The sequence below is a fragment of the Armatimonas sp. genome, from assembly GCF_043757465.1.
Lineage (GTDB): Bacteria > Armatimonadota > Armatimonadia > Armatimonadales > Armatimonadaceae > Armatimonas.
In genome coordinates this window covers 38821-58168 of the sequence record NZ_JAYVPL010000055.1, presented here as the reverse complement: position 1 = coordinate 58168, position 19348 = coordinate 38821, and the positions used below count along the sequence as shown (strand labels likewise).

Sequence of the window (19348 nt, the reverse complement as noted above, 5' to 3'; positions counted from 1 at the left end):
ATGGGATAAAATGATGATGTTTTTATTAGAATTAAGTGGGTGCGGTGGTGAATAGTGCGTCAATTGTAATTGTAACGCAGAATCGTTATGATGATTTGGTTGTAACGGCAGAATCGTTGCGGGATGTTGATACCAGTTTATTTGATTTTGTGGAATTAGTTATTGTTGATAATGGGAGTACAGACAATACACATAAGGCAAGAGACTGGGGGTTTTCTAATTTTATCTATAAATATATTTACGAACCTGTGCCTGGTAAATGTGGTGCCCTTAATATAGGCATAGCAGCATCTAAAGGGGATATTCTCGTTTTTACTGATGATGATGTTCGTTTTGAAAGTGATTGGTTGCAGGAGTTGACTTTTTCAATTAGAGAGAATACGACTGATGCTTGTGTAGGCGAAATTATTATTGCATCCTGTTTGGAGCGTGCATGGATGACAAATCTTCATCGTGCATGCCTTGCTGAGACGGTTTGGATAGATAAATATAATCCTAAATATATGATCGGTGCAAATATGGCATTTAAGAGGATCATATTAGATATTATTCCTGGTTTTGATGTCGATACTGGGCCAGGTAAATTGGGGTTTGGTGATGATACTTTACTTTCACTCCAATTAATCGAAGCTGGCTTTCGAATTCAGTTTTGTGAAAGTGCTGTAGTCGAACATCATTTTCAAGTTGATAGGTTGCTGCATAAGTCTTGGTTGAAGCGTGCTTATAATGCTGGGATGACTCAAGCATATATTGACTATAATTGGTTTCATAAAGACTATGCAGGAAAAAAAATATTATTTGAGTATTTACGGATGAAATTAAGATCTATACGGCAAGGATGGAGGGTGAATACTCGAGAAGGGATTTCTGAATCTGAATTTTATTATTATCATAATAAAGGATATCGAAATTATTTTAATACTAATCGTAATGTGAGTCGGAAATATGATTATAAGGGGTTAGTGAAAAAATGAAAGTAGATTTAAATGTTGTTTTTTTTATCGAAATAATCTGGGGCTTTTTTCTATGCCGAAGATAAGTATCGTGACGCCTTGCTATAATGCGGAGCGTTTTCTAGGGGCATTGATTGAAAGTGTATTGCGTCAAGAATTCACAGATTGGGAATATGTAATCGTAGACGATGGAAGCACGGATGGGTCGAAATCTTTGGCTGAAGCTTATGCGGCACGAGATTTACGCATTCAGGTTGTGTCTCAATCAAATGGTGGAGTAGCTAAAGCGCGGAATACTGGCTTTAAATATTTGAAAAATCCATCTGACTATGTTTATTTTCTAGACGCAGATGATGTTGTCGATCCACAGCTTTTTCAAGTAGTTACTCGTTATCTTGATGCTCATCCAGAGGTCGGAATGGTGCATACAGGGCATCATGTTATTGGAGATGATGGAGTATTCACCCCAACGCAATATGAATATATTTCGGGACTTCCTCGCTTGGAAGTGGTAAATGGTAACGTTTATGAGATGCCTTGTACTGACGTAAAGACAACAGTTGAAGCGATATTAGGAAACGCAGGGATTATTCCTAGCATTTCGATCTTTCGCCGTGATATTTACGAACAAACTCCAGGGTTTGATGAAAATTTTGGTCAGCCGTACGAAGACTCTGATGTTTTTCTTCATATGGCTATCCGGTCGGAAATACATTACTTGCCTGATAAACTTGTATCATATCGCCGTCATTCCAGCCAGAATACGGCAGATAATCCCGATGAAGAAAGATTCAATTATTTAGAAGGGCAAAGGGCTAGACTTATAGAGAAATGGACGGGATTAAAGGGATTCTCTCCTGAACAGCAATCACGTTTGGATGAGGCATTATTTAATTATCAGACGATGATTGTTGCCTATCAAGGATTTTCTCAAGCTGCTAGCCTTTGGAAAGAGCGGCATTTTCTAAAGGCTTTTCACTTCTGGGGTGGAGGCATTCGTCGTTGGTTGAGGCATTATTGCAGGTATCGAAGGAAGACTAAAACGTAAATATCCTGCTTATCTCGCAAGTTTTTATCCTGTACTTAGGTTCGCGATTATGAACGCTTTGCTTCGACCGTCGTAGGTTTGCATTTTGTGGTGTTTGCCTGCCTTATGTTGCGGAAATTGCTCGGGACACCACAATGGAGTTTATAACACGCTCTAGGAGAAATAGAAGGCTGATCCGTCTTCACTAAAAGAGCGGGAGAGCCATGTTTGCCCCGGTTTTAACAGTACAGTTCTCAAAGCGTCACGAGAGTCTTAATTCCACTATCGATATCAATCAACGGTTTCCAGCCTAGGCTTCGTAGCTTGGTAGTATCTGCTAGAAGGTGCATGCGCTCCACTTTGCGAACCCGCTCTGGATCAGTTTCAATCTCAATAGGTTCACCTATAACTCGTGAAAACGATTCTACAATATCAACCACAGAGTACTCCACGCCTTGGCCAATATTATAAGTTTCAATACCAGATAAGTGAGTGAGCACAAGCATGAAGATGGCATTGGAAATGTCAGAAGTATGAATGAAATCTCTTTTGGGTTCGGTATTACCAAGCTTTATTTTTCGGAGACCCGAGTTTACTTGTTTTTGAATCTCAGGTATCAGGTGTGGATTGGTCTCATTGGGGCCAAAGGCATTGAAGAACCGACAGATTACAACGGGAGTGCTAGTCCTGAGATGAAACTCATTGCAAAGATGTTCTCCAACAAGTTTACTGAGTCCATAGATATCCATAGGCCCCACTGGGAAGAACTCATTGGTTGCTTCCTCATTGATGGGATAAACTGCAGCAGTGGAAGCAAAAATTACTTTTTTGACCTGATGGATATCACACGCTCTGAGAATATTTATAGTTCCTGTTATATTGATCTGGCTGGACTCGTAAGGGTGTTTATTACACCACGGAATGAAGTGAACCGCTGCAAGGTGAATAACAACCTCGGGATGGTAGTGATGAAATACCTCATCGACTCTCTGGCTGTCAAGAATATCACACTCATAGAAGTTATCTTGGGTAACGGTGACAAACTCTCGATTTCCAAAGGAAAGATCATCTATGATTGCAACATCATGGTCTTCGCTCTGAAATTTTTGAACGACCGCACTTCCAATGAAACCCGCTCCACCCGTGACTAGAATTTTCATACTGCTTCCGCACTTAAGCCTTTTTCGATTGATTAGATTTTATGAGAGACGAATAGAGATTCAGAAGCTTATCTACGACTACTGCGTTGGAATGTCTGGCCTCTACAGCAGCTCTTCCTCCCTCTCCAAATTTTTCCCGCAGTGTTTGGTTTTCGAGGAGGAGTAACAGAGCATTTGCGACCGCATCTGATGTTTGTTCGACGCAGAGGCCGCCGTTATTACCCTCGACAAGTTCTGGGAGGCCGTGCGCCATTCCGCCGATAACAGGTTTTCCGAGGCACCATGCCTCTAGATAGACCGTGGGCAGGATCTCACTGAGAGAGGGCATACAGAATATGTCACAGGCAGCAAGGGCATCCCCTTTTTCTTGAGCACTAACCTTACCTAGATAGTGGAGTCTTTTATCAGCACCCTCAAAAATAGCAAGTTCATCAGGGCTACCCGGCCCAATGAAGACAATCTGTGCGTCTGGAACTTTCTCCCATATCTTCGGGGCTGCCTCCACGATGGCCTTGGCCCCTTTTTGGGGCATCATTCGCCCGACGTAAAGCACGATAGGGAGGTTGCCAAACTGATGGCGTTCACGGAAACCAGGCCCATCTACGGTTTCGGGCAGATCAGGCGCGTTGCTGATGACATGGAGTTTTTGTGGGGAGACCCCCAGAGTTTCCAGATACCCAGTATCCGTGGTAAGAAGTCCAATAACAGCATCACACTTTTTATAAAAACTAACGTTTTCTGGGTCATCTCCCCACTGATTAGGGTGGACAAAAGGAGTACAAACAAAGGGAATGTGCCTCTTTCTGGCTTCTTGCTCTGCTGTCCAGGCAATGTAGTCCGCCGCGAGGCTATGGACAACATCTACACATTCCATCAGTTTGGCAAGACGAGGCCCTACAAGAGATTTATAGGCCGGAAAACAAAATTTATGAAGTGAATAATAGATTTTTGGTGTTGGTGTTGGGAGTATACGGAGAGCTAATGGTAATAATTTCAGCTTTTCAACGGTATTTTTCGGAGAAAGAGAGTGGATTTGAATATCTCCATCTTTGCTATCGGAAAATTTTGGCGCCATGAGAGAGGAGTGAAGTATACTCAGGCGTGGATGGCCGCGATAAGCCGCGAAGTTCATTGCTGCAATGCTAGTATCATGACCTCTTTTACAGTACTCCTGTGCTGTTTGACGGGTTTGCATCTCAATACCGCCGATACATGGGAGGTAGTTCTGAGTTATTAAAAGGATTTTCATCGTGAATTAAACGAGACCTGACGTGAATTTTGTAATGTAATCCTGACGTTTGTCTGGACAGTTTTTGGACTACGAGATTCTAACATTTTTACCCTGGATCGGCAAGGCGATTTTCGCCATAGGCAAGGGCAGCGACGACGCACTAAGCGTCTGGTCACCACCACTTAAAAGCACCTCTGAAGTTCGCGCCGCAAGCCAGCGCTCCTCGAAGACGGCGGGAGGAAGATAGCCACGCTTGGAGTGAATCCGCTTCCTCTGATAAACCTCCTCTAAATTCACGTTTGGACTACGGCCATTCAGTTATCTTCTACAAAACCGTTCCGGGCAGGCCGAGGCGGCAACCGCCCCTCGACAAGATTTCCGGCATCTGGTGTTTTGGTGGTCACTGTGACAAAACTGAATGCCCGTGCGTTTGGACTAATTTTGCTATGAAAACGGTGCTGATAGTCAGTGTCGTAGAGGGAGGCATTGGGCGCTCCGATTCTCGAAGTAATTTCTGCCATGTTGGCACAGCGATCCCACTGTAACCCAAGTGCCACATAATTCCCCCTCCACTTCGACATCTCAGACTCCCCTCGACGAAACGGCCCACTGGTTCCCTCCAAGGGCACAATTAAGTCTACACGCGAAGACACAGCAGCTCATCGCGGTGCGTGGGCTTGCGGGTCAGACAACTCTGTCCTACACGGGCTCCTCCTGGGTAGGGGATGCTCAGCGCTGGGAGGTTGCCATTGAGCGGCTTAAAACTCTAGGCTATGGGCCACAGTTTGATCTCGATGAAGGTCTCCGTCGCACGGCAGCATGGTTTGATAGTGAGGAAACATCAGAGGCTAAGAGGTGAGAGTGACGTGTTTTTCTGCCAGAGGCGCTGCCACTCTTCGGCAGAGAGAGTCTCTGACGTTTTAGTCATGGCTTCGTCGCGGTAGGGGTGTTCTTCTTCGACTTCTTCGTGGCCTTTGCGGAGGGCTGCGGCGCAGGCAAGATGCGCAGTTGCGCGGATAAAATCGCCTTGGCGTGCGTGTAGGCAGGCCAGGGCATCCAGCGCTTCTCCACAGAAGACTGGTAACCCAATCTCATGACGCAGCTGGGTACTTTCTTGGAGTGCTAGGTGGGCGTCTTCGTAGCGTCCTTGTTCGAGCCAGATCGTGCCTAGTGCATACTGGAGCCCTGCGATAGAGCGCTTCGCTCCCTGATGCCGCCGTAGGAGCAGGGCCTCGGTGAGTGAGATAATCGCCTCAGACCAAGTGCGTTGTGCGCGCTGAACCAACCCGAGATAGTAGAGAGAGAGCGCGAGCCAGCCCGGGTCGCCGAGCACACGCCAGAGAGAGACGCTCTCGTGAAGACGCGTCTGTGCATCGTCGTAGCGGTGCTCCAGGTAGGCCAGAACACCCAGGTGGTGCAGTACGGTGACGATCCCGCTGCGGAGCCCGAGTTTTCGCCGAAGCGTCAGTGCCTCTTCGAAAAAAGTCCGTGCGCGTTTGTAGTCACTCTGGCTGCGAGCGATCAGGCCGAGCTGGGCGCTTGTCTCCGCTAGTCCGACTTCATCCCCCAAAGATTGGTACAGACTACGGCTCTGGAGGTTGTACTCCATTGACTGCTCAAGATTCCCTAGGTTCCAGGTCAGGTGCCCTAGGCTGGCTAGAACACCCGCTTGGCCAGCTACATTCCCACTCTGCTGGAAGCACGTCTGGCTTTGGTGATAGAGGGTGCGTGCCTCCTCGGGGTGTCCCTCATTCCAGCGCACCAGCCCCTGTATTCGTAGGGCTTCCCCCTCTGTCCAGGGATCGTTGGTAAGCCGAGCGAGTTTATGCGCTTCCGTTAGATACTGATGTGCCTCGGTGTATTTGCCTGTTTCGTAGGAGAGTACCCCTGCTCCCAGCTGCGCACGAACCCATAGCTCGAGTTTCTTGTCCGCGTTGGTCTCTAAAACGGCTTGCAGAGTGCGAAGGCCTTCATGCCAGTAGCCCCGTTCCCACCAGAACGGCCAGAGATTCGCGGCGAGGTGGAGGGCTTGTGAGAGCGAGGTTTCCAGGGCATTTTCCAGGGCCAGCCGGAGATTATCATAGGTCGCTTCTAGGGTATCGTACCAGAGCCGACGCTCTGAGGGCAATGAGTGGTTCTTTGCTCCCTTCTCCACTTTTTGGCAGGCATAGCGCAGGTAGCCCTGGCGTGCGGTGCGACCCGATTCGCCTAGGCCCTGCTCCATGACATACTCACGTACCGTTTCGAGAAGGCGGTACTGCCCCATCTCCTGGGTAAAGGCAATCAGTGATTTTTCGACGAGAGAGGGAAGCAAGATCAGGCTATCGGGGCATGCCGCCTCGCTGATTTCTAGTGAGAACGGACTGGGGAAGATGGCAAGCTGGCGCAGTGCCTCTTGTTCCTCAGAAGTCAGGAGTGCCCAGCTCCAGTCCATGGTTGCACGGAGAGTCTGCTGCCGACGAAGGGCGGAGCGATTTCCTCCCGTAAGCAGATCGAAGCGAGCATCCACGCGCCGGACAAGCTCCTCAAGGGGGAGGGTCGCGATGCGTGCGGCGGCCAGCTCGATTGCCAAAGGCAGATCATCCAGTCGAGTACAGAGCTGGTGCACCAGGGAAGTGTTATTCTCGGTGAGGGTCCAGGTCGTGGCCACTTTTTGAGCACGGGCCTCAAAGAGCTGAAGTGCTGCGGTGCTGGAGAGAGTGGGGACACGCCAGAGGGCCTCACTTGCCAAGCCGAGCGGCTCGCGACTGGTGGTAAGCAGAACGAGGTTGGGGCAGGTGCTCAGGAGCGTGTCTACCAGGTTTGCGACGGCATCGAGGAGGTGTTCACAGTTGTCCAGCCCGAGGAGCATGTGGCGCTGGCCGATGGCCTGTGTCAGCTCGGTTGTTTCTGGGATGCCCAGGCTACTTGCCACACGGGTGCAAAGAAGCGCAGGATCGCTGAGGCCCGCTAGCTCGATCCAAGCAACGCCATCGGTAAACTTGGGATCGAGCTGGCGAGCCTCTAGGGTTGCCAGTGCAAGGCGGGTCTTACCCACACCCCCCATCCCCACTAGAGTGAGGAGACGGGTTGCTTCCAGACGGGTGTGGATTTCTGAGAGTGCTGTCTCCCGTCCGACAAGCGGGGTCGGAGACAGAGGTAAGCGGTAGGGCAGGGTGCCCAGTGTTGGGGCAACGGCAGGCACACTCTTGCGCCTTGCCTCCGAGCGCAGCCGCTGGTAGCAGGCCAGAGTTTCGGGTGAGGGTTCCAGACGTACCTCGCGGCGTAGCCAGACGCGCAGCTCACGGTAGGCTTGTACCAGAGCGGCGGGGTCTCCTTGGTCTGCCAGTGCTTGCATCAGAGCACGCCAGGCGGACTCGCGGGTGGGATCCAGTGCGACAAGTCGCTGGAGCTGGGCAATCGCTTCTTGCGAGGTCTGTGCCCGCATTGCAAGCCGTTCTAGTGCGCCAAGAAACTGCTGCTGGTACTGGGTACGGGCGGTAAGAACCCAGTCGTCGTCCCAGCCATCGAGGAGGGGGCCTCGGTAGAGGCTCACCGCCGTGAGATCATCCCCCGCTTTGAGAGCCTGCTCAAAGCGCCAGAGATCGCAGCTCGCGGGAGGAAGCCTTAGACTCAGGCTCCGAGGACTCTCAGAGGATTCCGCGAGCGTCGAGGCTGCCTCACCCAGACGTTGCCGTAGCTCCATCAACGTGCGGCGCAGATAAAACTGGCTTCTCTCTTCTGCCCCTTCTGGCCAGAGTGTCGCTGCCAGTCGTGCACGTGGCTGAGGCCCACGCAACGCCAGGAGCCCCAAAAGACGCTCCCCTGTGTGGCGGCGTGGCCCAGGGGGGAGGGGGGCATCTTGGTAGAGTAGCTCCATACTGCCAAAGAGTCGCAGTGTCAGATCCATGCGTCGTAACAATTCAACACGAGTAACGAAAATCCTGCCTCATTGGTAACGCCTCTGGTAACAGTCTTCGTGAGATACTCTGACTGTTCGGCGGAAAATAACGACGTCTTCACTGAGGAGAGCGTGAGATCACTGGCGGCGGGGTGTTCCTCTCGCAGAAACCCGCCGCCCATTTTTTAGAGACGAACGCCGATCTTGATGGATTTTTCAGGGGCGGTGAAGATCGTCGGCAGAATCTCTGGGGCATCTTCGAAGGCAACAATCGGGGTGACAATTCCCTCGCCGGTGAGCTTGCGATCTCTAAAAAGCTGGATCGTGGCTGCGTAGGCGCGCTCGTGATCCCAGAGCGGGTGGGAGCGATCCGCATTGCCCCAGCCGACCCAGGCTTGGCTTCCGACAATGGTCGGACGGTTGTGGTGAAACTCCTCGCCTAGTTTTAGCGCGCTGGCGTCTTTGGGACCCCACGGCACATGAACCACTATGCCGCACTGCCGCACACAGCGAATCGCATCGTTGAGCGCCTTGCCGTTGCCCGATGTCTCGATAGAAACGTCCACGCCGAGCTTCTCCGTGCCGAGCTTGATCTGAAGCGCCGCGTCGCAAGTGAGGGGATCGAAAACCTCGGTAGCACCGTGGGCCAAGGCGTGCTCCCGACGGAGCGCGAGAGGATCTATCGCAAAGACACGACGCGCCCCTCCTGCCCTGGCGATCTGCACCGCGAGTAGCCCGATCGCTCCCAGCCCAAAGACCGCCACATCATCACCCACTCGAATATTGCCATCGCGCACCGCTACAAAGGCGACATGCGCCGGGTCACAGCAGACCGCGTCAGACTCCGTGAGTGCGCCCAGTGGATAGAGCTTGTCCTCGGGGATATTCAGCAGCTCACGCACCTGGCCGTAGCCGAAAACACGGTCTCCAACTGTAAAACGCGTCACGTCGGAGCCGGTTTCTATCACTTCGCCGACAATCATATTGCCGATCCCGCGCGGAGTAAGGGGAGTAGCAGACGGCGTTTCTTGTGTTTCCGGGCGTGGCAGAAAGAGCCGCATCTCCGGGTTCCATTGCTTGGTGCTAAAAGCATTGCCCAGGATCAACTGCGCCTCCGTGCCATGCTTGGGCGCGGCGAGCTGCACTTTGATTTGCACTTCGTTGGCTTCCAGAATCGGCAGCTCGTACTGCGTAATCCAGAAGCGCGATCCGTCCTCGGTGACAATTCTTCTTGGCATTTGATTTCCTTGGATTTTGGTTCGAGGCAACAAGTTACTCTCGCTGAGGGCTAGCGCTGGTCGTCCTCGCGGACGGGGAAGATAAGAGGCTGTCCGATGCGCGCGGTGCCGGAGCCGATTTGTTTATGGTAGAGGAGCGTCTGGTTTATTTCTAGTTCGCCTTCGGCCATTGTTACTGTAAGCGTGCTCTTGTTGAGTGTGATGGTGCCAAAGCCTGTGGCGGCGGCGAAGAAGCTCTTGAATACGCCTTCGACGGGAATACGTGGGCCGAATTCCAGGGTCTTGGTGACGGCGGAGTAGCGAAAGCCCGTGCAGGCTTGGAGCAAAGCGTAGCTCGCCATGGCGCGTGCGTAATAGCTGCCGCACTCGTACTCGTTGAAGGGGTTGCGGACATGCCCTTCGTAGCGGCTGCGGACGGCTTCGACGATTTGCAAGCCTTCCTCAGCCAGGCCTTCCAGAATGCAGTGGGACGCCACTTGGTACTCAATGCCCGTCCAGACCTCATCGGAGTAGACAAAGGGAAGCGTGGGCTTTCCGCCGTGGGGCCAGGTGCAGAGCAGCAACCCCGCCTCGTGGCCCAGCGCGTAGCTGGGGCGCTGGAGGCAAGCGTGCTCAAAAAGATCGGGCTTGAAGTTGTGCGCGAAAACCGCCTTGAGGTGCGAGGCGATATTTTCTTTGCGGAGCGGCGTCTCGACGCCGTAGAGGCTCGCCATCCACGCGCCGATCACACCATCCGAGAGGCAGCCGGTGCCGTATTGGTACTTCGGCCCCTCGCGCTTTAAGAGATCGCCCCACTCGTCGCCGTCCTCAAACGGTGTCAGGCTCTCGGAGAAACTCGTGTCGCGCAGGCCCTCCCACTGGACAGTTTGTGGGTAAAACTCGCCGTTGAAGAGTTCGGCGTCCAGAAACGCCGCGCCGCTCTGAGCCAGCGCCTGGTAGCCACTGGCGTCGTCGGGCTTTTGGAGTGCGTTGGCGAGCTCGGCCAGGGCGCTGAGGGCTCCAAGGTAGATGCTGGTGCACATCCCCTCCGCGCCCCAGAACTCAATATCGTAGGTGTTGTGGTGCGGCTCGGTTAATACCCCACGCCGCTGCGGGTCCCAGGCCGCTATGCAGAAGTCGAGGCTACACTTGGCGAGGGGATAGAGCCGTGCCAGCCACTCCGTGTCGCCGGAGATCTGCCACTCGCGCCAGAGCTTGAGAATGCCGCCGAGCTGGCCATCCGATGCGGCGTGGTAGTCGTGGCTTGTGGGGGCATCGGGGAGAGCGGCGCGGAAGTTGACATGCCCCCGTCCGTCCATCGAACGCAGGTATTCTTGCTCCCGAAGTGTCCGCTCCAGCGCCGGAAAAAGATGCGGCAGCGCCTGAGCGTAGTTCCAGACATGGGTGCAGGTGCCGTGGCAACAGCCGCTCTGGGTGAAACAGCCCTCCCAGCCCCAGAGATTGCCGCTCGCCTGCCGCAGCACTGTCGGTGATTTTAGAATGGCGAGATTCGATGCAATGGCATCTATAACCGTGGGGGGAAGTGTGGAGCTATGGAGTGCATCGGCAAAATTTAGCGTTCGCCGCGAGAGTGTATGCTCATGTTCCGCAAGGTACTGCGCAACTGTTTCAGCATCGCTCCACTGCGTTGCGTACCACGGCTTCCATTGTTTTTCAGTGCCTCCCATGCCCCACCCGACATTGGGGAAGTGCCAGACAAGAGCAACCGAGAAAGCTCCTATCTCGCCTGGTGCCAGCTCCAGGTCCACCAGGATAGAGCCACCATTGCGTCCCTCCAAGCCGCGCTCGCTGGCGCTACCATCGTTCTGTTTGAACTGTCCTGACTCCACTTCTCGCCAGAGCGCCGAGAGCGAGTCGAACCAGCCGCCACGAAGCCACATCGCTTTACAACAAACAGGCTTATCCAATATCATCAGCGCAGCACTTCCAAAAGTCTCGCTTGCGGGATCATCCGTGTTGGTGAAGTAGGCACCTTGGCCGTTTTTGAGGAGCCGGTTCCGCGTGCCTTTTTCGCCACTCTTGCCCTGCACGGGGTGTGCCCAGTGAAAAGAGAGTTCTGCCGAAATAGGCTTGTCGCTGGTATTGGTCAGGCGGTATTCGAGAAGGACTGCCGGAATCCCCGAGGCTTTTTCATCACCCGGAACTAGTGGACTCCAGCCGGTGAGCTCGACAGTGACGGGAATTTTTGGGTCTGAGAGCTTGACGGTGCCAAACGGGTAACGGCTCTCGAAAGAGCACTCCGCAAAGCGCGGCATGCCTTCGTGGCCACCTTTTCTATAGCCCTGCGCCTGGAGGCCCTGGTCGTAGAGTTTCTCAGGCGGAAGCGGCCCCTCGACGAGGCGCGTGATAGGTTTTTCGCCCTTGATATGCAGCAGGGCAAATGCACCGTCGTAGTAGCCGTGGCCGTCAGGGAGGGCGGTGATCGTCGGCTTATGGCGGATCGAGAAGTCCTGTAGGCCGCCGTGGCCGTTCAGGCAGACCGTGCCCGCCCCGATCCCACCCATCGGCATGGCAATTTGGAGCAGCTTCGCTCCTTCGTAGATCATCCTAGAGTTTCCTTTGCAAGTTTTTCCGCCACCCCAATGTAGGTGCCGGGGGTGAGTGCGGCCAGGCGTTTTTTGTCCGCGTCGGGGAGCTCCAGGCTCTCCACAAACGCGGCGAGGCCCTCTGGAGTGATCCTTGCGCCCCGGGTGAGCTCTTTGAGACGCTCGTAGGGATTGGGTAGCCCTGCTTTTCGCATGACGGTCTGGATGGGCTCGGCCAGCACTTCCCAGTTGGCATTCAGGTCGGCAGCAAGACGCGCCTCGTCCACGGAGAGCTTGCGCAGGCCGCGCAGTGTCGCCGTGATCGCGATTAGTGTGTGCGCCAGCCCCGTGCCCATGCTGCGAATCGCCGACGAGTCGGAGAGATCGCGCTGGAGCCGGGAGACGGCGAGCTTGCTGGCTAGGTGCTCAAAGAGCGCATTGGCGATTCCCACATTGGCCTCGGAGTTCTCAAAATCAATCGGATTGACTTTATGGGGCATCGTAGACGAGCCCACTTCCCCCTTGACAGCCTTTTGCAGAAAGACACCCAGGGCGATATAGGTCCAGACATCCCGGTCAAAGTCCAGCAATATAGTATTGAAGCGCGTGAGCGTATGAAACAGCTCGGCCATGTAGTCGTGCGACTCGATCTGTGTGGTGAGGGGGTTGTAGACCAGGCCGAGGCTCTCCACAAAACGTTGAGCCAGCGCGGGCCAGTCGGCGCTTGGGTAGGCGCAGAGATGGGCGTTGAAGCAGCCCACCGCCCCGTTGAGCTTGCCGAGGTACTCCTGCGCTGCGAGCTGCTTTTCCTGACGCCGCCAGCGGTGCACAAAGACGGCCAGTTCTTTGCCCAGCGTGCTCGGCGACGCGGGCTGGCCGTGGGTACGTGAGAGCAGGGGGGTCGCGGCGTAGGGGCGTGCAAAATCGGCGATGGTCTCGATCAGCTCGTGGATCTTGGGAAGCAGCACCTGCTCCAGGCCATTCTTGAGCATCAGGGCATGGGAAAGATTATTGATATCCTCCGATGTACACGCAAAATGCACCCACTCCAGAACATCGGCCAGACTGCTGCCTTGCAGGCGCTCCTTGAGGAAGTACTCCACGGCTTTTACATCGTGGTTGGTAGTGCGCTCGATATCTTTTACCAGAGTCGCATCATCCACGGAGAAGCTTTGGATGAGATTCTCCAGCAAGGCAATTTCTGCCGTCGTGAATGCCCGGACATCGGTAATCTCAGGCTCTTTGGAGAGCTGAATCAGCCAGCGAATCTCGACCGTCACACGGTACTTGATCAGCGCGAACTCGGAGACGAAATCGGCGAGGGGGCGGGTCTGGGCGGCGTAGCGCCCATCGAGCGGGGAGATGGAGGTTAGGGACATAACGCTCCGATTTTATCACTTTCGGAGCAGATAGTCGCCGCTGCCGACCCACTTGTAGGTGGTGAGGGCTTCCAGGCCCATCGGGCCGCGTGCGTGGAGCTTCTGGGTGGAGATAGCGACTTCCGCCCCGAGGCCGAACTGCCCGCCGTCGTTGAAGCCCGTTGAGCAGTTCACAAAGACGGCGGCGGAGTCTATCTCCGCGATAAATTGGGCTGCGTTACCGTCGTTCTGCGTGAGGATGCCGTCGGTGTGCTGTGATGAGTGCGTTTGGATATGGGCGATGGCCTCGTCGAGGCCAGAGACTACTTTTATTCCCAGTGTCAGGCTCATCCACTCGGTATCGAACTCGTCGTCCACAAAGCGCACCCCGAGCGGCTCCAACGCGGCATGAACTTTAGGCAAGAACTCTGCGGCAATGGCCTCGTGAACCAGAAGCGTGTCCAGTGAGTTGCAGACACTGGGGCGGCGGCACTTGGCATTGACGATCACGAGGAGGGCTTTCTCCTGGTTCGCGCTCTCATCCACGAATAAATGGCAGACACCGATACCGCCGATAATCACGGGAATCGTGCTATTCTTGCGGCAGAAGTCGTGGAGTCCCGCGCCGCCGCGCGGAATAATCATGTCCACGTACTGGTGCAGTTGCAAAAGCTCGCTTACTAGGGTGCGATCTGGGCTGGCGATAAGCTGGACGGCGTGTGCGGGCAGCACGCTCTGCATAGCGGCAACCAGTGCCCTGTTGGTTCGCAGGGTCTCCGAGCCGCCGCGCAGTATCACGGCATTGCCGGTCTTGAGCGCCAGGCTCGCAATATCTACTGTCACATTGGGCCGCGCTTCGTAGATCACGCCCAGCACGCCCAGCGGAACGCGCCGCTGATGGAGTTTCAGGCCACTTGGGAGCACTTTTTCGTTAAAACTATCGCCGACGGGATCAGGGAGCGTGGCGACGGCGCGGACATCGTTGGTGATCGCGGTCAGCCGCGCCTCGGAGAGCATCAGGCGGTCTAAAAGCGCGTCGGACGTGCCGCTTGCTTTTGCCGCCTCCAGGTCCGAGGCGTTGGCGGCGAGAATGGCTTCCGCGTTGGCATCTACCGCATCGGCCAGGGCGAGCAGGAGTGCGTTTTTCTCGACGGTGGTCTTCTGGGCAAGAGCACGGGACGCGGCCTTTGCCGCCACTCCGAGGGCGTTCAAGTCAACGGTCATAGCAGTACCAGATTATCGCGGTGCACGGCCTCATCGCCACAGGTATAGCCCAGGCGGTGCAGGATCTGGCGCGACGAGAACCCCATCAGGTGCGCGAGTTCGTCCCTGCTGTAGGCGCTCAGACCGATCGCAATTGGGGTGCCGCCCGGCCCGAGGACCTGAACCGCGTCGCCGCGCTCGAAGGTGCCCTCAAGCCGCGTGATGCCCACGGGGAGGAGGCTTGCACCCCCCTGCTTGAGCCGCCGCACCGCGCCCGTGTCCACCGTGAGCGTGCCCTGAGGGCGCTCCGCCAGGAGCCAGCGCTCGCGGCTCTCCCGTCGGGTCGCCGACGGCAGGATTGTGGTTCCTAGAGGTTCGCCCGCCACTAGGCGCTGTAGGATCGTGGCATCGCTGCCGGGGGCGATAATCGTGGTGGTACCGCTCTGGCCCGCAAGCTGCGCCGCCTGGAGTTTGGTAAACATTCCCCCGGTTCCCAGCGTGGTGCCACTCCCGCCCGCCATCGCAAAGTGGCTCTCATCAAGGCGCTCAACCACGGAGAGAAGCCGGGCATCAGGTGCACTGCGCGGGTCGGACGTGTAGAGCCCGGAGATGTCCGAGAGGATCACCAGTAGGTCCGCATCGAGGAGATTAGCCACTAGAGCTGAGAGATTGTCGTTATCCCCGACCCGGATCTCGTCCGTGGCGACCGTATCATTCTCGTTGATAACGGGCACGACACCGGCGGCGAGCAGGGCATCGAGCGCGTCACGAGCGTTGAGGTAGCCACTGCGGCGCGACAGATCGCCGCGTGTGAGAAGCACCTGGCCCACCGTCCGCTCGTAGATGCCAAAGAGCTCCGCCCAGAGCTGCATGAGTCGGGGCTGTCCGATTGCGGCTAGCATCTGCTTGCCCGCGAGGTGCGGGGGGAGTTTTGTAAAACCAAGTGCCTCGCGACCCGCCGCCATCGCCCCGGAGGAGACGAGCGTGACCTGGTGGCCCTCCTCCAGAAGCTCCGCTGTCTGGGCTGCAATGCCTAGCATCGCCCGTCGTGAGAGCTGTGTTCCTCCGCCTGTTAGGGTAGAGGTTCCCAGCTTGACCACGATTCGCTTCTGCGTCAAGCTGGGAATAGGTCTCGCCTTGTTACAATTTCCATCTCATGTGATTTTACCGCAGGGATGACATAGGGGCCTTTGGGGATAACGGCGATTGTGGCAGTTTCAGAGAGACGCGCTAGCGCTTCTTGCATACTCCCGACGGCGTCCACATGGCAGCGGCGCAGCTCAGCGGCGCGGGTTGGTTCCGTGACGACGATAACTTTATGGTGGCGGCAGGCGCGGGCCAGCATCTCTACCTGCCACTGGTCGGGCAGCGGTGTCCAGTGAGGGGTGCTCATCTGAGCAACGAGCGCGTCGAGGTCCGCGTGGGCTTCGAGAGTCTCCTTGAAGTGGGGGCTCCCGACTCCCTCCTGCATCTGCGCGGCGATAATTACAGTGCCACCGGGCTTGACGATAGGGTAGGCTCCGACAATGCCCTTCACCACTTGATAGAAAGTCGCATCGAGCGGATAGCCGCCGCCGCTTGTGACACAGGCATCCACTAGCTCCGGGATCAAGGGGCGTGCTTGCATGGCGACGAACTCCGTGCCACGGCGCCATGCATGAATCCAGTGGCCACAAAAAATTCCCGTGACCCGCCGCTGCTCATCTAAAGTGACATCGCAGATCAGATCGGCGGGGGCGAAGGCGGCAATCGCCGTATTTTCCTCGTGCACCGGGTTCGCATCGAGCACCCCGTTGCGGGCGTTGTCGTGCTCTAAAAACTGCGGGGAGTGCCAGGCCTGAATCGTCTCTCGGCCCGCGACACCGGGCATCACGAGCTTACGCCCGCCGGAGTAGCCCGCCATAAAGTGTGGCTCGATCAGCCCGACCGTGAGTTTCAGTTCGGCATCGAGCCAGCGCGTATCCAGATAGATCGGCAGGTTGCCCGGGCTCATGCCGATAAAACGGTTGGTCTCAGGATCGTCGCAGTCGTGGTCTAGAACGTGGACACCACTGGCGAGGATTACCTCCCCAAGCATCTCCCGTCTCTCTGCCTCCGTACTGGCGCGGTGGGTGCCCGTGGCGATCAGAATGCAAATATTTGCGGGGGGAAGGGAGAGTAAGGCAAGCACCTCCGTCAGGATAAGCTGATTGGGAACGGGGCGCGTGATATCACAGATCACGATACACGCCGTCCGCTTCCCCTCAGCGAGTCGGGGGAGCTCAGCCTCAAGTAGAGCGGTGTGAATGGCTAGGGCTGGGGCACTCAGTGGGGGAGCAGGGGCAAGGCTCAGAACATGGTGCACCAAGCGATCCGCAAGCTCGGCGACCAGTCCGTTGCGGCCATAGTCTAGTGTCACTGTCATGCCCTTGCATTGTAGCCTAAAATCATCGGTTCTAGTTTTGCGGAACTACTGCCAATAATACCAGTCAGAGATTGTGGAATGATGCGAATACCAGGGATACGCGCTCGGCGTTTAGAGAGCGCTGAAAAAGTAAAAAAGGAGCTTGGACTAACTCTGCTCGCGGAGCTGCCTCCCCCCACAAAGGGAGCGGCGATGCTAGCGGCGGCCTACACCCATTTGTTGCAGGAGACCCTGCTGCGAGTGGCACCGGGTGAGGCGCAGCGCACGACACTTGCGGTGACATCAACCCGACAGCGTGAGGGACGCACCGCTGTGGCAGCGAACCTTGCGATTGCTGCGGCACGAGCGGGCCGCAGTGTCTTACTTGTGGATACCGAAGTGCGAAATCCCCAGCTCCATCGGATTTTTGGGGGAGATTTTGCGATATCTACTCCTGGCCTGGTGGATCTTCTCGCTGGCGCAGTGAGTTCCCCTTCGGAAGTACTCCTCGACACAAGCGTGCCTGGTGTACGCCTCTTGCCCATCGGCGATGTGGAGCAGCACAACGCTGCGGAACTATTTAGCTCTCCTCGTTTAGAGCGCTTTATTCGCTCCATCGCTCCTCGCCTGGCGGATCTGGTGATCTTCGACACCCCACATGTTCGGAGCGACGAGCCGGGGCGCTATGTCCTGACCCACGTTGATGGGGTGCTCTTTACGGTTGGCCTGGGGGAGACGGAAGTGGGCGCTGCACGTAAGGCACTCGGTATTCTGGAGCGCAACCAGGTTACTGTTTTAGGGGGGGTCTTTATGACATCGGGTGACTATCCACAGAGTATGTCGGTAGCGCTTCCAGAAATTACCCTCCAGAAGCTTGAAGAAGATGCCGAAATCCAGGGTGTGCTTTCTCCTATTGCGTTGGGAGAGCCTATCAAAGTTATGCCGTTCACAGCGCCAAATGACGACTCTGCGGCATCTGAAAACGAAGCGGATGGAATATCCATGAATGTAGCGACTGCACTGAAAAAAGATGATGACAACAGCGTCGTGCCTGCAAGTGGCTTCGGCGTCGAGGACCTTGAAGCGGTTCTCCAGGGCTGGCGTCGGCGCGATGGTGCGGCGGCCCCAGAAGTAGCGGAAGCTCCGGAGCCCACTGCTTTTGCGATGCCTTTGCCCCCGATGTTCGAGGCTCCAACTCAGTTTGAGACATCCTCGCATGAGGATGCACCTGCCGGTATAACCTTCCCTATGGGAGAGCTTGTGGGGGGCGGAGCAGGGATTCCAATCGGTATTCCCTTTCTGAGTGTTGATACCAATCAAGACGAGCCCCAGGAGAGCACTCTCGAAAAACCCCTTTTGACTCTTGTTGAGAGCAATAGTGAGTATGAAGAAGCTCAAGAATTAGACGGATCTCAAGAGTTAGCGGAGGTTCCCGTCTTAGAGGAGATACCTGCTACCGAGATTCTGGCTGCTGAAGTGGAGGAACCTGTGTTTAACGACGAGAGTGAAGCCGAGTCCGCGCCGGTGATCCCGGCCTTCCCTGTGCCTATTATGGCGGTAGAGACCCCAGTGGTACTACCCACTCCTGAACCCGCTCCGGTCGTGGTTGCCGTTGTGCAGCCCGTTGTGGTGGAGCCGATTGCCGTCGTCCCAGTTGCTCCTGCGAGTTATGCACCCACACCCGCACCTTCTTGGCCCGCCGCTCCGGTCGTGGTGGCTCCTGCACCACCCGTCGCTGTGGTGACTGCACCCGTTTTTGTTGCACCCGAGCCCATTGCTGCTCCCGCATTCCCGTCTGCACAGACCTTTGCGCCAGTTATCACGGCTCCTCCAACTCCAGCTGCGACGTCCCTAGCCCCACTGGCGAACCGGGCGGCACTTGATATGCAAATAGATATGTTCCAGACAGGTCCCGGCGAGATGACCATGCGCGCTGCGACAAGTAATGCTCCTGCGGTGGGCTACCCGCCTATCTCTCTTGAGCTGGCTATGGCCATGAATGCGATGCGGGGAATGCGTGCCATCACGCCCTCGTCTACGGGCGGGGTAGATCAGCCTCGGATCGCTCTGGAGGCAGTCTCCACCGACGCTCCTGATGCGACTCGGATGCGGATGGTTGTGGGCAGCACCCACGAGCCCTCTCTGGAAGTGGTGGTACACAATGGCGCTGGCATCAGTGTACGCACCGGCACTGGCCATGAACAGCCCGTCGTGAAGCTGGACTCACAAAACCTCCCCGATGGAGGGACGATCACCCGGGCCACCCTCTATCCGGCCCGTGGTGGTCAGGAGCTCGTGCTGGAGCTGCGCCGTGAGCCCGTCAACGATGGCTTCACCGACGCCCGCTGGCGCAGCCGCCTCTCGCTGTTTGCATAGGCAGACCATCCACC

The 19348-nt window shown here is 55.8% G+C and carries 14 protein-coding genes; 4 read left to right on the top strand and 10 right to left on the bottom strand.

Annotated features, from left to right (window positions below):
- Nucleotides 1–35 precede the first annotated feature (35 nt).
- Together ACH2ED_RS07115 and ACH2ED_RS07110 are read left to right on the top strand one after the other, a co-directional pair.
- On the top strand, nucleotides 36–974 hold the full coding sequence (locus ACH2ED_RS07115; RefSeq protein ID WP_395089731.1) for a glycosyltransferase: 939 nt from the start codon (nucleotides 36–38) through the stop codon (nucleotides 972–974).
- 52 nt (nucleotides 975–1026) lie between these two features.
- Nucleotides 1027–2001 (top strand): glycosyltransferase family 2 protein, encoded by a 975-nt coding sequence (locus ACH2ED_RS07110; RefSeq protein ID WP_395089729.1) that lies wholly within the window; start codon nucleotides 1027–1029, stop codon nucleotides 1999–2001.
- Between the two features lie 233 nt (nucleotides 2002–2234).
- Here the strand turns inward: ACH2ED_RS07110 and ACH2ED_RS07105 are convergent, their stop codons facing one another.
- The 3 genes from ACH2ED_RS07105 to ACH2ED_RS07095 form a co-directional block, all read right to left on the bottom strand.
- Entirely contained in the window at nucleotides 2235–3140 is a 906-nt protein-coding gene (locus ACH2ED_RS07105) for an NAD-dependent epimerase/dehydratase family protein (RefSeq protein ID WP_395089727.1), read from the bottom strand.
- A 13-nt stretch (nucleotides 3141–3153) separates the two neighbouring features.
- On the bottom strand, nucleotides 3154–4389 hold the full coding sequence (locus tag ACH2ED_RS07100; protein WP_395089726.1) for a glycosyltransferase family 4 protein: 1236 nt from the start codon (nucleotides 4387–4389) through the stop codon (nucleotides 3154–3156).
- A gap of 69 nt (nucleotides 4390–4458) precedes the next feature.
- Nucleotides 4459–4668, bottom strand: a complete 210-nt coding sequence (locus ACH2ED_RS07095; protein WP_395089725.1) for a hypothetical protein — start codon at nucleotides 4666–4668, stop codon at nucleotides 4459–4461.
- A 253-nt stretch (nucleotides 4669–4921) separates the two neighbouring features.
- Here ACH2ED_RS07095 and ACH2ED_RS07090 point away from each other — a divergent pair, with 253 nt between their 5' ends.
- Entirely contained in the window at nucleotides 4922–5230 is a 309-nt protein-coding gene (locus ACH2ED_RS07090; RefSeq protein WP_395089723.1) for a hypothetical protein, read from the top strand.
- Here the strand turns inward: ACH2ED_RS07090 and ACH2ED_RS07085 are convergent.
- The 7 genes from ACH2ED_RS07085 to larA all read right to left on the bottom strand — a co-directional run bounded on the left by ACH2ED_RS07085 (nucleotide 5213) and on the right by larA (nucleotide 16979).
- Nucleotides 5213–8260, bottom strand: a complete 3048-nt coding sequence (locus tag ACH2ED_RS07085; RefSeq protein WP_395089721.1) for an ATP-binding protein — start codon at nucleotides 8258–8260, stop codon at nucleotides 5213–5215. The genes ACH2ED_RS07090 and ACH2ED_RS07085 overlap by 18 nt on opposite strands.
- 176 nt (nucleotides 8261–8436) lie before the next feature.
- Complete coding sequence (locus ACH2ED_RS07080) at nucleotides 8437–9489, bottom strand: zinc-binding alcohol dehydrogenase (RefSeq protein ID WP_395089719.1); 1053 nt, start codon at nucleotides 9487–9489, stop codon at nucleotides 8437–8439.
- Nucleotides 9490–9539: 50 nt separating this feature from the next.
- A complete protein-coding gene (locus ACH2ED_RS07075) occupies nucleotides 9540–12035 on the bottom strand; it encodes a GH116 family glycosyl hydrolase (RefSeq protein ID WP_395089717.1) in 2496 nt (831 codons plus the stop codon).
- Entirely contained in the window at nucleotides 12032–13393 is a 1362-nt protein-coding gene (gene purB, locus ACH2ED_RS07070; RefSeq protein ID WP_395089715.1) for an adenylosuccinate lyase, read from the bottom strand. The genes ACH2ED_RS07075 and purB overlap by 4 nt, the downstream gene beginning before the upstream one ends.
- A gap of 15 nt (nucleotides 13394–13408) precedes the next feature.
- A complete protein-coding gene (locus ACH2ED_RS07065; protein WP_395089713.1) occupies nucleotides 13409–14596 on the bottom strand; it encodes a glutamate-5-semialdehyde dehydrogenase in 1188 nt (395 codons plus the stop codon).
- Entirely contained in the window at nucleotides 14593–15693 is a 1101-nt protein-coding gene (gene proB, locus ACH2ED_RS07060) for a glutamate 5-kinase (protein WP_395089711.1), read from the bottom strand. Before proB ends, ACH2ED_RS07065 begins: the two co-directional genes overlap by 4 nt.
- On the bottom strand, nucleotides 15690–16979 hold the full coding sequence (larA, locus tag ACH2ED_RS07055) for a nickel-dependent lactate racemase (RefSeq protein WP_395089710.1): 1290 nt from the start codon (nucleotides 16977–16979) through the stop codon (nucleotides 15690–15692). The genes proB and larA overlap by 4 nt, the downstream gene beginning before the upstream one ends.
- Before the next feature lie 78 nt (nucleotides 16980–17057).
- Here larA and ACH2ED_RS07050 point away from each other — a divergent pair, with 78 nt between their 5' ends.
- Entirely contained in the window at nucleotides 17058–19334 is a 2277-nt protein-coding gene (locus tag ACH2ED_RS07050) for a tyrosine-protein kinase family protein (RefSeq protein ID WP_395089709.1), read from the top strand.
- The last annotated feature ends 14 nt before the right edge of the window (nucleotides 19335–19348 follow it).

Excerpts from the sequence above, each read along its gene's own strand:
- ACH2ED_RS07110 (WP_395089729.1), top strand. The coding sequence starts at position 1,027 with ATGCCGAAGATAAGTATCGTGACGCCTTGCTATAATGCGGAGCGTTTT.
- ACH2ED_RS07050 (WP_395089709.1), top strand. The coding sequence starts at position 17,058 with ATGATGCGAATACCAGGGATACGCGCTCGGCGTTTAGAGAGCGCTGAA.
- purB (WP_395089715.1), bottom strand. The coding sequence starts at position 13,393 with ATGTCCCTAACCTCCATCTCCCCGCTCGATGGGCGCTACGCCGCCCAG.
- ACH2ED_RS07065 (WP_395089713.1), bottom strand. The coding sequence starts at position 14,596 with ATGACCGTTGACTTGAACGCCCTCGGAGTGGCGGCAAAGGCCGCGTCC.
- larA (WP_395089710.1), bottom strand. The coding sequence starts at position 16,979 with ATGACAGTGACACTAGACTATGGCCGCAACGGACTGGTCGCCGAGCTT.
- ACH2ED_RS07075 (WP_395089717.1), bottom strand. The coding sequence starts at position 12,035 with ATGATCTACGAAGGAGCGAAGCTGCTCCAAATTGCCATGCCGATGGGT.
- ACH2ED_RS07080 (WP_395089719.1), bottom strand. The coding sequence starts at position 9,489 with ATGCCAAGAAGAATTGTCACCGAGGACGGATCGCGCTTCTGGATTACG.
- ACH2ED_RS07100 (WP_395089726.1), bottom strand. The coding sequence starts at position 4,389 with ATGAAAATCCTTTTAATAACTCAGAACTACCTCCCATGTATCGGCGGT.
- ACH2ED_RS07105 (WP_395089727.1), bottom strand. The coding sequence starts at position 3,140 with ATGAAAATTCTAGTCACGGGTGGAGCGGGTTTCATTGGAAGTGCGGTC.
- ACH2ED_RS07085 (WP_395089721.1), bottom strand. The coding sequence starts at position 8,260 with ATGGATCTGACACTGCGACTCTTTGGCAGTATGGAGCTACTCTACCAA.